Below are 12347 nucleotides of genomic sequence, written 5' to 3' on the forward strand. Positions count from 1 at the left end.
GGCTGGGACCACGTGGCGTGTTTCGCGCGCGGTCGCGAAGTGCGCGGTATGCCTGGCCATGACCACGCTTGAAGGCTAACCCATCTTGAACCGATCAGTTCAAGATAGAATGGTGCGCAACACAGCCCGAACCATCGACGCATCGGCAAGGAAGTGCCGCGTGGCAGGCAAGAAGCAGTTCGACATGGACACGGCGCTCGACGCCGCGATGATCCAGTTCTGGCGCGACGGCTACGCCGACACCTCATTGGACGATTTGTCTCGGGCAACCGGCCTGAACCGCAGTTCCATCTACTCCTCCCTCGGCGGCAAGGACACGCTCTTCCTGCGCTGCCTGGATCTCTACGCCGCGCGCTATGGCGAGAGGTACGACGCCGCTCTGTCGTGTGCAGCCTCGGAACCCGTTGCCGCTGTTCGCGCGTTCTTCGACGTCACCCTCGAGCGCATCGCCGATCCCGAACTACCTGATGGATGCCTGATTGCCCAGTCAGCCATGGCAATTCCAGTGCTGAGTCCGAGCGTCGCAGCGCACGCCAAGCAGGCGCTCGGCTTCCAGCGCCTGCGCCTGCGCGCCGCGCTGAAGGCCGGCCGACTGACCGACCAGGACGCCGAGGCCTTCGCTGTACACGCGGCGGCTGTGAACCAGTCGCTCGCCGTCATGAGCAGGGCCGGAGCGAGCCCGGCGCAGCTCCTGGCTATCGTGGGCGTGACCGTGGACGCGCTGTCGCAGGCGCTGCGCGCGTAACGAATCGCCATGTAATCACGACGAGGAGGCGGTCGGCCGGCGCCTTCTGGTCGGCATCGCCGGGTAGGACAGGTGCGGGGCGGGTGGCTTTGGCCAGGGCCGATGCGACGGCCAGCAGCGCGTAGGCGGCGAGCGCGAGCGCGGTGTGCCGCTTCCAGGCCACGTAGCCGCGCGCCTGCGTGTGGTCGAGGTCGACCGCCTGTTTCGCGTCCTGGAAGTCGTCTTCGACCGCGCACCGGGTGCCGGCGACCTTGACCAGATCGGTCAGGGAGCAGCTGATAGTCGGGGTCTTCGCAGTCGCGGGGCCGTCGGGGGCCGTCCCCTCCGCGCCTGCGCCCGACCGCCCTGGGTCAGGACGTGGTCAAAGACCGCCCGCCCAGGTGCCGGGCCAGAAAGCGCTCGAGCGTGCGGTACAACTCGATGTTGCTGTCCGTGTTGATGAACCAGTGGCCCTCGGTCTTGTTCAGCAGGTACTCGACCTCGGCGCCGCGGGAGCGAAGCGCATCGACGATGCGGTCGGAGTGGCGGCGGGCGACGCGAACATCGTTGGCGCCGTGGATCAGCAGCATCGGTGCGGTGATGTCGTCGACCCGGCTGATGGGCGAGCGGGCGAGCATGTCGGCCTCCTGGCGGGGGTCGTCCGGGTCGCCGATGTAGAGCAGGTAGCTGTTCTCGACGAGGCGACGGGCTACCGGGACAACCGACTGGACGAGGTCGACGAGGTCGGACATTCCGGTGTAGCTGACAGCGGCGGCGAACCGGTCCGGGGTGAACGCGGCCCCGACGAGTGCGGCGTAGCCGCCGTAGGAGCAGCCGTAGATGGCGACCCGGTCCGGGTCGGTGTAGCCCTGCTCGACCGCCCAGTCGAGGGCGTCGATCAGGTCGTCGTGCATGCGCCCGGCGAACTGGCCGATCGCGGCCTGGGTGTGGGCCTTGCCGTAGCCGGTGGAGCCGCGGAAGTTGACTTGCAGCACCGCGTAGCCACGGTTGGCCAGGAGCTGCACCTCTGGGTCGTAGCACCAGCTGTCGCGGTACCACGGTCCGCCGTGCACCAACAGCACGGTCGGCAGGTCGCGTGGCTCGACCCCGGCCGGCAGGGTGAGGTGGCAGGGCAGCGCCAGGCCGTCGCGGGCGGTGACGGTGATCGGGGTGACCGGGGCCAGCTGGGCCGGATCGAGGTGCGGGAACGGTCGGAACAAGCGACGCGCCTGTCCCGTGGCGTGGTCGTAGAACCAGGTGACGCCGGGATCGCGGTCGTGGGTGAAGTCCACCACCCAACGCTGCGCCGTGACGTCGCAGGACACGTGGGCCAGGTCGCCGTCGGACAACTCGGCCAGCCGCGGCAGTACCGTGGCGAAGTGCGGGTCGAGCGCGTGGATCTCCTGACGGGCGCCGAGGTAGCGGGCGCCGAGTAGCTCCCCGGTGCTCGGGTGCAGGATCAGCGAGGACGGGAAGCGCGGGTCGGCCTCGGGGCGGGGGGTGTCCAGGTCGAACACGGGGTGGCTGTCCACCCCGCTCTGCTCGCCGGTCGTCAGGTCGACCCGCACCAGACGGGTACGGTCCGAGCCGCGCGCCGAACCGATCCACAGTCCGTTCCCGTCCGGGGTGAGCACGGCCGGGAAGACCGCGAGGAGGACATCGGTACCGGGGAACCGCGCAATCGGGCGCGGCTCGCCCTGAGACCACTCCGACAGCACGTGGTCACCTCCCTCCTCCATGGTGAACACCAGCAACCGGTCGGGAGTGTGCAGCCAGGACAGGATGTCGCCGGGGTTCTCCGCGGCCGTGGTCAGGCGGCCGGTCGCCAGGTCGAGCCGGAACAGGTCGATCAGGTCGGGACGGCGCATGGTGAGCTGCACGAAAGCCGTCCCAGGCCGGTCCGGTGGGAGTTGCACACCGGTCAGCCGCACGCCCTCGAAGGGAGTCAGGTCGACCGCGGGCTCGTCGGGTCGGGTCAGGTCGACGCGATGCAGGTGCCAGTTCTCGTCGCCGTCGGTGTCCTGCTGGAACAGCAGGTAGCGGCCGTCGGTGGTCCAGAAGAAGGTGTCGATGTTGCGTCGGGTGTCTGAGGTAATACGCCGGGCGCCCGGGGCGTCGGCACCGTGTATGTCGTCTGGGGTGGCCCAGTCCGAGTCCAGATCACGAATGAAGACGTTGAGCCGCCCGTGCCACGGGGCGAGGTAGGCGACCTTCGTGCCGTCCGGGGACAGCAGGGCCCGACTACGGGTGGGTGAGCCGAAGAACTCTTCGACGGCGATCAGCTTCGACGGAGCGGTCATGATGGAACCTCATGGTCGATGGGTGCGGGCACCCCCGAGTCCACGCCCCGACGTCGCGTCATACTCAAGGCCCCACGGAGTAATCTGGCTCACAGGGGTTCGTCGGCACAGCGCTTCGGAGGCCGATCAGGCCCCATCGGGCGGGACCAACCGCTGCTGGACCCGGCGCAGAACGCGGTGTTGCACGGGCCGAAGAGTCTGCTCGTTCAGTTCGTCCATCAGCGCTGCGGCCTGCGCGTCGAGCGGGGACAGACCGGCCAGTCGCGCCATCACCGGCTTAAGGTGCGCGACCAGCTCGTCGATCAGCGTTGCGACCTCGTCGTCCGGGGTGTCGGGCTCGAGGGCGTAGAAGCGCGCCGTCAGCGGTGCGGATGCGGCCATGCCGTCGTTCGCATCGCCGAGCAGGGCGGCGAGTTCCGCTGGACCGTCCTTGCCGAGCAGGTGCCCGATCAGGATCAGCTGTTCGTTCTCGTAGCGGACCACGTCCGCCGGCATCCCCGCCGTGGGGACAGAACGCCATGACGAAAGCTCCGGAGGCAGGTCGGCCGGGGCGCCGCTGCGGCGCAGCGCGGCGATGCCGGCCCGGCGGGCGACGAGCCGTTCGACCTCGGCGGCGGCTTGACGATCGAGCTCATCGAGCAGTTCCTCCGCGGCCGCCGGATCGTCCAGCACCGCAGGTAGCGCTGACAGCGGTACGCCGAGTGCGGTCATCCTCGTGATGCGCAGGAGCCGGACGAGGTGGCCTACGTCGTAGTGCCGGTAGCCCCCGGCCGAGCGCGGTGGCTCGGGCAACAGCCCGATCTGGTGGTAGTAGCGCAATGTGCGGACAGTGACACCGGCCAGCTCGGCGAGCTCACCGCTGAGCATCGGGCATCTCCTTCGACTTCAGGTTGCGCAGAGCACGCGAGAGGCCGGCGTCGTCCAGGCGGTGCACCACCGTCTCATGCTCGGCCGCGGCCACGGGCTGCCCCGGGCAGTGTCCTGCGCAACTGTGCGACGTCGAGGCGGCCATGATTGAGCACCGCTGCACAACGCGCCCTGCCCACAGCGGTGTTCAGGAGCGGGCGACGTCATCCCTGTCGTGTCCCCACCAGCCGGTCCCAGCCGGTGCGGACGGGGGTCGGGCGGTGGTTGCAGGGGTCCGGGTGGCGTCACGGACGTCGACAGTGCGCTGTTGTGTGGGCGTGGCCGGCGTGGCCGATGGTCTGGCCGCCGTCGATGAGGAACTCCCCGCCCGTGGTGTAGGACGCGTCGTCGCAGGCCAGGAAGAGCACCATGCGGGTGACTTCGTCGGGCTCACCGATGCGGGGCACCGGCTGGTGGGCGAAGAGCTCGGGCGAGGCGGCCTCGCCCATGGGTGTGCGGATGACGCCAGGATGTACGGAGTTGACGCGTATCCCCGTGCCCGCCATGTCGAGCGCGGCGGCCTTGATCATCCCACGCACCCCCCACTTGCTCGCCACATAGCCCACGCTGCCGGCGAAACCCGTCATGCCGGTGGCGGAGGAGACGTTGACGACGGCCCCGTGACCGCGGTCGCGCATGCCGGGGAGGACGGTGTGCATGCCGAGGAAGGCGCCTACGAGATTGACATCGAGGATCTGGCGGAACTGCTCGGGCGACTGCTCTTCCACACCACCGCGGTGGATGATCCCGGCGTTGTTGACCAGGACGTCGACCGGGCCGAGGCTGTCCTCGACCGTGCGGACGACGGACCCCCACTGCGTCTCGTCGGTGACGTCGAGATGGCAGTAGCGTGCGTGGGCGAGCTCGCCCACCAGGGCTTCTCCCTCGTCGTCGAGGACGTCGCAGACGGCGACCCGGGCGCCTTCCGCGGCCAGCCCGCGCACATGTGCGGCGCCCATCCCCCGGGCCCCGCCGGTGACGATCGCGACCTTTCCTTCGAAGCGCATGGCGAACTTCCCTTCCGTTGCGATGCGGCGGCCACCCACGCCTCAAGGGCGGCTGAAAGACTCGATGATCGTGGTGGCTTCCGGTGTCGTGACCGCCTCGGAGATCACCTGGGCTTCTTCGCGGCCTCTCTCCTCGCGCGTTGTGTTCCAGCCCGTGCGCATCAGGTGCTTGGTCCGCCCGAGGGCGAACGCCGGTCCTGCGGCGAGCTGTTCGCTGAGCCGGAGTGCACGGTCACCGAGTGCCGCGTCGTCGGCCACTTCGTTGATCAGCCCCCAGGCCGCGGCTTCCTCGGCGGTCAGTGTCCGGCCCGTGAGGGCGAGTCCGAGCGCGCGCTGTTGTCCGATCGCGCGGGGCAGGAGGTACGAGACACCGCAGTCGGGTGTCAGTCCGGCATCGGCATAGGCCAGGAGGAACTTCGTCGACGCCGCCGAGACGATCACGTCGCAGCTCAGCATGAGCGCCAGACCGGCACCCGCCACGGCTCCCTGGACCGCGGCGACGACCGGTTTGTCCAGCGCCGCGAGCCGCTGCAGAGCGAGATCGAGGGTGCCGGCCAGTTCCTCCAGGTAGGCCGCCCGGTCCAGCGCGGCGGCCATCGCGGTCACATCGCCGCCCGCGCAGAACCGCCGGCCCTCGCCGCGGACGAGCACCGCTCGCACATCGGGATCGGCTGCCCGGTCCACCGCCGCGGCGAAAGCGTGCGCCGTGGGCAGGTCCACGGCGTTCGCCTGAGCCGGTCTGGCCAGGACGATACGGGCCACGCCTGCCCCGCAGGCGTAGCGGACGAGGTCGTCTGTCATGTCGGCCATGTCAGCGCACACTCACTCACGCTCGAAGGGGTTGTCGTCGGGGGGTCGGAGATGCTGGGCCAGCAACTGCGCGAGATGAGTGCCGCGGACACCGGCGAGCTGATCGAGTTGAGTCCGGCAGGAGAAACCGTCGGCAAGGACGACCGCGTCCGCCTCCGCTTTCCGTACGGCCGGCAGCAAGGCCGTCTCCGCCACGGCGACGGAGACCTCGTAGTGCCCCCGCTCGACGCCGAAGTTCCCGGCCAGCCCGCAGCAGCCGCCGACGGTACGTACGGTGGCGCCGGCGTTTTCGAGCAGTGTGGCGTCGGCGGTCCAGCCCATGACGGCGTGCTGGTGGCAGTGCGGCTGCGCGATGCCGCGCACACCGTCGAGCCTCGGTGGTGTCCATGTGGCGGTGGCCGTCAGCAGCTCGGCCAGCGTGCGCGTCGCGGCTCCAACCGCTGCCGCACGGGGGTCTCCGGGCAGCAGTTCGGCCACGTCCTTGCGCAGGACCGCGGTGCAGGACGGCTCCAGCCCGACGACGGGGATTCCTTCCTCCAGCGCGGGTTCGAGGGCGTCCAGGCTGCGCCTCAGCTGGGCGCGGGCGCCGTCGAGCTGGCCGGTGGAGATCCAGGTGAGTCCGCAGCACACAGGCTTATCGGTGAGCCGCACGGCGTATCCGGCGTCCTCGAGCACCGTCACGGCCGCCCGCCCGACCTCCGGGCTGAAGCAGTCGGTGAACGTGTCGACCCACAGGAGCACTGGTTTCCCGGTGGCGGCGGTTGCCGTGGGTCGCGTGGCGAACCACTGCCGGAAGGTGGGGGTGGCGAACGCGGGCAGCTCCCGGCGGGCGTCGATGCCTCCCAGCCGCTTGGCGAGCGCCGACGGCCACGGCCGGTTCAGCACGGCGTTGACCACGCCGGGCAGGCGTGAGGCCAGGCGTGCCCAGCGAGGCAGCCATCCCAGAGCGTAGTGGGCGGCCGGTCTGATCCGGTGGCGGTAGCGCTGGTAGAGCGCCTCCGCCTTGTAGGTGGCCATGTCCACACCCGCCGGGCAGTCGGCCGAGCAGCCCTTGCAGGACAGGCACAAGTCCAGTGCCTGCGCCACTTCGTCCGAGCGGAACCCCGTGATCAGCGAGCCGTTCGCGACCTCCTGGAGCACCCGGGCCCGGCCCCGAGTGGAGTCCTTCTCGTCCCGCGTGGCCAGGTAGGACGGGCACATGACGCCACCGGAGTCCGTGGGGTCCGCCCGGCACTTGCCCACCCCGACGCAGCGGTGCACCGCGTTCGTCAGATCACCCCGGTCGTGCGGGTAAGCGAAGCCGAGGCCGCCGGGCAGTGGCCGGGCGGCGGGCACCCGCAGGTCCGCGTCCAGTGGCGCCGGGTCGGTGATGACACCCGGGTTGAGCACGTTGTCCGGGTCGAATACGCGCTTGACCTGACGGAACGCCTCGATGGCCGCGACCGGGTACATGTACGGCAGCAGCTCCCCGCGCGCCCGCCCGTCGCCGTGCTCGCCGGACAGGGAGCCGCCGTACCGGCCGACCAGCCGGGCGGCGTCGACCACGAACGCGCGGTAGCGGTCCGGCGCCGTGGCGAGGGGAAAGTCGATCCTCGCGTGCACACACCCCTCGCCCAAGTGGCCGTACATCAGACCGTCGACACCGTGTTCTCGCATCAGCCCGCCGAACTCGCGCAGATAGCCACCGAGTCGGGCCGGGGGCACCGCGGCGTCCTCCCAGCCGGGCCACGCCGGTTCGCCCGCCGGGCTGCGGCCGCCGAACTCTACGCCGTCCTCGCGGATCGCCCACAGGGCACGCGCGGTGCTGCCGGTGACGATCACGGAATCGAGACAGTCGGCGTCCATGACGAGCTTCGCCGCGGCTCCCCGGGCCTCGGCTTCGGTGTCCCCCGGCGTTTCCACGAACAGCCAGCCCGCTCCCCGGGGGAGGCCGGGCACCGCGCCACTGCCGCGCCGGGAGCGGACGACCTCGACCAAGCGGGCGTCCATCCCCTCGATCGCCACGGGGCGGTGCGGCAGCAGGGCCGGTACGGCATCGGCGGCCGCGGGCATGTCGGGATAGCCCAGCACCGCCAGCGCCACGGCGCGGGGTGGCTCGACCAGTCTCACCACCGCGCCGAGCACCACACCGAGCGTGCCCTCGCTGCCGACGAGAAACTTCGCCAGATCCGCGCCGTTCTCCGGCAGCAGGTGCTCCAGCGAATAGCCCGACACCTGCCGGCCGAAGCGCCCGAACTCGGTGCGGATCACCGCCAGGTGCTCGCTGACGATGTCCTCCAGCGCGCGGCCCTTGTCACCCGCGGCGCGCAGGCCGGCCCGGCCGAGGCGGCGGGCGTCCAGCCGCTCGCCGTCGGCGGTCAGGGCGTCGATGGACACGACGTTGTCGGCGGTGCGGCCGTACCGGAGCGCCCGGGCGCCGCAGGCCTTGTTGCCCAGCGAACCGCCGATGGTGGCGCGGGCGTGCGTCGAGGGATCGGGCCCGTACCGCAATCCGTACGGGGCCGCGGCGGCACTGATGCGATCGAGGATCGCTCCCGGCTGGACGGTGGCCGTCCGCGCCTCGGCGTCCACCGAGAGCACCCGGTGGAGATGGCGGGAGAAGTCCAGGACGATGCCGGTGCCCACCGCGTTGCCGGCCGTCGAGGTCCCGGCGCCCCGGCTGGTGACCGGCACCCCCGCGGAGCGCGCGACCGCGACGGCGGCCGCGACCTCGTCGGAGTGCCGGGGAAAGGCGACGGCCGCCGGAACGACACGGTAGTTGGAGGCGTCCGTCACGTACTCCGCCCTGCGGCGGGTGCTCGTATCGACCTCGGTCAGCCCGGCGCGGCGCAGCGCCGCACGTCGTCCACGGAGCCGGGATCGATACCGGTCCGGTCGACGAGCGCGCGCAGTACGTGCGCTCCGAGGTCTGCGGGGTGGACGCCGCTCAGCGTGCCCTTGCGACGGCCGACGGGGGTGCGGACGGCGTCGACGATGAAGGCTTCGGTCACGGTGTGCTCCGGAGTCTGGGTGCTCGGGGGTGGTCAGGGCGGGCGTGCCCGCGGTCAGACGTTGCGCCGGTATTCCCCGCCGACCTCGAAGAAGGCCTCGGTGATCTGCTGCAGGGAGCAGACCCGGGCGGCGTCCATCAGCGCCGCGAAGACGTTGTGGCCGGCAGTGGCTGCTTCCTTGAGGGCGCTCAGGGCGGCGGGTGTCTGCTCGCGGTGGCGGTCCTGGAATTCGTGGACGCGCTTCAGCTGGGACTGCTTCTCGTCCTCGGTGGCGCGGGCCAGCTCCACGGCCATCTGAGCCTTTTCGGTGTCGGCGTCGGGGTGGCGGAAGGTGTTGACGCCGATGATGGGCAGGGTGCCGTCGTGCTTGCGCTGCTCGTAGAGCATGGACTCGTCCTGGATACGTCCTCGCTGGTAGCCGGTCTCCATGGCGCCGAGCACACCGCCGCGCTCGCTGATCCGCTCGAACTCGCCCAGCACTGCCTCCTCCACGAGGTCGGTGAGCTGGTCGATGACGAAGGAGCCCTGCAGCGGGTTCTCGTTCATCGCCAGGCCCCACTCCCGGTTGATGATCAGCTGGATGGCCAGGGCGCGGCGTACCGAGTCCTCGGTGGGCGTGGTGACGGCCTCGTCGTAGGCGTTGGTGTGCAGGCTGTTGCAGTTGTCGTAGATGGCGATCAGCGCTTGCAGGGTGGTGCGGATGTCGTTGAAGTCCATCTCCTGGGCGTGCAGGGAGCGTCCGGAGGTCTGCACGTGGTACTTGAGCTTCTGGCTGCGCTCGTTCGCCCCGTAGCGTTCCCGCATGGTCACCGCCCAGATGCGGCGGGCCACCCGGCCGAGCACGGAGTACTCCGGGTCCATGCCGTTGGAGAAGAAGAACGACAGGTTGGGCGCGAAGTCGTCGATGCGCATGCCCCGGGCGAGGTAGGCCTCGACGTAGGTGAAGCCGTTGGCGAGGGTGAAGGCGAGCTGGCTGATCGGGTTGGCCCCGGCTTCGGCGATGTGGTAGCCGGAGATGGACACCGAGTAGAAGTTGCGCACCTCCTTCTCGATGAACCACTCCTGGATGTCGGCCATCATCCGCAGGCTGAACTCCGTGGAGAACAGGCAGGTGTTCTGGCCCTGGTCCTCCTTGAGGATGTCGGCCTGCACCGTGCCGCGGACACTGCGCAGCACGTGGCCCCGAATCCGCTCCGCCTCCTCGGCGGTCGGCTCGCACCCGTGCTCGGCGGTATGGGCGTCGAGCTGCTGGTCGATCGCGGTGTTGAGGAAGAAGGCGAGGATGGTCGGCGCCGGCCCGTTGATCGTCATGGATACCGAGGTGGTGGGCGCGGTCAGGTCGAAGCCGTCGTACAGCGCCTTCATATCCTCCAGGGTTGCCACCGACACACCCGAGGTGCCCACCTTGCCGTAGATGTCGGGGCGCAGGCCCGGATCGCGGCCGTAGAGGGTGACCGAGTCGAAGGCGGTGGACAGCCGGGTGGCTTCGCTGTCCTCGGAAAGGTAATGGAAGCGGCGGTTGGTACGGAACGGATCGCCCTCACCGGCGAACATCCGCGCCGGGTCCTCGCCCTCCCGTTTGAACGGAAACACCCCGGCGGTGAACGGGAAGAACCCCGGAAGGTTCTCGGAGCGGAGAAATCGCAGCAGCTCTCCGTGGTCGGTGTAGCGCGGCAACGCCACCCGGGGAATCCGGCTGCCGGACAGTGACTCGCGTACCAGAGCGGTGCGCAGCTCGCGCTCGCGTACGGTCACGATGAGCTCGTCGCCGGAGTAGTCGCTCACGGTCTGCGCCCAGTCGGCCAGCGGCCTGCGCGCTTCCGGTGCGAAGGCCTCCTCGGCGTCCTCTCGCAGCTTCTCGACGTCGTCGGTGTTCGCTCCGACCGCCGCGAGCTCATCGCGGACGGCCGCCAGGTGCTGTATCCGCCGGGCCTGCCCGGCCAGGACGCCGGTTCGCTCGTGATATCCGCGCACCGTGTCGGCGATCTCCGCCAGGTAACGCACCCGGGACGGGGGCACGATCTGGGTGGCGCCGCTGGAGTGCCGCAGCGTCACCTCGGGAAGCGCTCCGGGCCCCGCGGGCAGACCGCGTTCGGCGAAAAGATCCCGCAGATGCTGGTAGAGCGCGGTCACTCCGTCGTCATTGAAGGTCGACGCGCTGGTTCCGAACACCGGCATGTCCTCCGGCCGCTGCCCGAACGCCTCCCGGTTGCGGACCAGTTGACGGCCCACATCGCGCAGCGCGTCCTTGGCTCCGCGCCGCTCGAACTTGTTGATGGCCACCACGTCGGCGAAGTCGAGCATGTCGATCTTCTCCAGCTGGGAGGCGGCACCGAACTCCGGCGTCATCACGTACAGCGACACGTCCACGTACGGGACGATCGCGGCGTCCCCCTGCCCGATGCCCGGGGTCTCTACGATCACCAGGTCGAAGCCGGCCGCCTGACAGGCCGCGATCGCATCCGACAGGCCCTCGGGAACCTCGCGTCCGCCGCGGGTGGCGAGCGAGCGGAAGAACACCGTGTCGCCGTCGAGGCAGTTCATCCGGATCCGGTCGCCCAGCAGGGCCCCGCCACCGCGCCGCCGGGTCGGATCGACCGCCAGCACCGCCACCTTGAGCCTGCCGTCCTGGTCGATACGCAACCGACGTACCAGCTCGTCGGTCAGCGAAGACTTCCCCGAGCCGCCGGTGCCGGTGATACCGAGGACCGGTGTCCGACGGGACGCCGCGGCTTCGCGTATGACGCGCAGCTCCGCGTCGGCCACCGCACCGGCCTCCAGGCCGGTGAGCAGCCGGGCCAGCGCCTGCCTCTCCCCCGCCAGCACCTTGTCCGGCGTGGCCGGGGCCAGATCCCACAGGGCGGTGTCACACGCCTCGACCATCGAGTTGATCATCCTGGCCAGGCCGAGGCGCTGACCATCCTCCGGAGAGAAGATCCGCACCCCGGCGCGGGCCAGCCGTGCGATCTCCTCCGCGACGATGACCCCGCCGCCCCCACCGAAGACCTTCACATGCCCGGCGCCGCGCTCGCGGAGCAGCTCCACCAGGTACTCGAAGTACTCGACGTGTCCCCCCTGGTAGGAGCTCACGGCCACGCCCTGGACGTCCTCTTCCAGCGCCGCCGTCACCACCTCGTCGACCGAGCGGTTGTGCCCGAGGTGCACCACCTCGGCCCCCTGGGACTGCAGGATGCGGCGCATGATGTTGATCGCCGCATCGTGCCCGTCGAACAGGCTCGAGGCCGTGACGAACCGGACCGGGTGCTTTGCTCGGTAGAGGGGCTCGGTAGGGACGGCAGCAGACACGGTGTCCTCCAAGTGGCCGCCGACGGGCGGTACGAACCAGCGAGATCGAGGTAGTTACTCAACGTGATGTACTAGGAAGACCTAGTACATCTGTCGACGATGATCCGCACAAGCCGAATCCGGTGTGCGCCTGCTCTCGCCGTCAGTGCGACACGCTCACCCGACACACTCGGGCAGCGGTTGGTCCGGCGTCAGTCCTTGCGGGTCTCGACCTCCTCGGTGAGCTGCGGGACGACCTCGAAGAGGTCGCCGACCACGCCGTAGTCGACCAGGTCGAAGATCGGGGCCTCGGCGTCCTTGTTGA

Annotated in this window: 7 protein-coding genes and 2 pseudogenes; 1 reads left to right on the top strand and 8 read right to left on the bottom strand. The window is 70.0% G+C overall.

Features of this window, described 5'->3' with window-relative positions; translation table 11 throughout:
- Window positions 1-160: 160 nt before the first annotated feature.
- Window positions 161-745: a TetR/AcrR family transcriptional regulator gene (locus ABZ370_RS41730; protein WP_358633040.1), complete on the top strand. Its 585-nt coding sequence runs from the start codon at window positions 161-163 to the stop codon at window positions 743-745.
- Between the two features lie 350 nt (window positions 746-1095).
- Here ABZ370_RS41730 and ABZ370_RS41735 read toward each other — a convergent pair whose 3' ends face one another.
- The 8 genes and pseudogenes from ABZ370_RS41735 to ABZ370_RS41770 form a co-directional block, all read right to left on the bottom strand.
- Window positions 1096-3024, bottom strand: a complete 1929-nt coding sequence (locus ABZ370_RS41735) for a S9 family peptidase (protein WP_358633043.1) — start codon at window positions 3022-3024, stop codon at window positions 1096-1098.
- A 126-nt stretch (window positions 3025-3150) separates the two neighbouring features.
- Window positions 3151-3891: a MerR family transcriptional regulator gene (locus ABZ370_RS41740; RefSeq protein WP_358633046.1), complete on the bottom strand. Its 741-nt coding sequence runs from the start codon at window positions 3889-3891 to the stop codon at window positions 3151-3153.
- 284 nt (window positions 3892-4175) lie between these two features.
- Window positions 4176-4937: an SDR family oxidoreductase gene (locus tag ABZ370_RS41745; protein ID WP_358633049.1), complete on the bottom strand. Its 762-nt coding sequence runs from the start codon at window positions 4935-4937 to the stop codon at window positions 4176-4178.
- A 42-nt stretch (window positions 4938-4979) separates the two neighbouring features.
- Complete coding sequence (locus ABZ370_RS41750; protein ID WP_358633052.1) at window positions 4980-5747, bottom strand: enoyl-CoA hydratase-related protein; 768 nt, start codon at window positions 5745-5747, stop codon at window positions 4980-4982.
- Window positions 5748-5759: 12 nt separating this feature from the next.
- On the bottom strand, window positions 5760-8522 hold the full coding sequence (locus ABZ370_RS41755) for an FAD-linked oxidase C-terminal domain-containing protein (protein WP_358633055.1): 2763 nt from the start codon (window positions 8520-8522) through the stop codon (window positions 5760-5762).
- A gap of 65 nt (window positions 8523-8587) precedes the next feature.
- A pseudogene (locus ABZ370_RS41760) lies at window positions 8588-8737 on the bottom strand (acetyl-CoA C-acetyltransferase); the annotation flags it as partial.
- Window positions 8738-8791: 54 nt separating this feature from the next.
- Window positions 8792-12043, bottom strand: a complete 3252-nt coding sequence (gene icmF / locus ABZ370_RS41765; RefSeq protein ID WP_358633058.1) for a fused isobutyryl-CoA mutase/GTPase IcmF — start codon at window positions 12041-12043, stop codon at window positions 8792-8794.
- Between the two features lie 191 nt (window positions 12044-12234).
- Window positions 12235-12347 (bottom strand): annotated as a pseudogene (locus ABZ370_RS41770) (electron transfer flavoprotein subunit alpha/FixB family protein); the annotation flags it as partial.

The sequence above is a fragment of the Streptomyces sp. NPDC005962 genome, from assembly GCF_040629205.1.
In the GTDB taxonomy this organism is placed as follows: Bacteria; Actinomycetota; Actinomycetes; order Streptomycetales; family Streptomycetaceae; genus Streptomyces.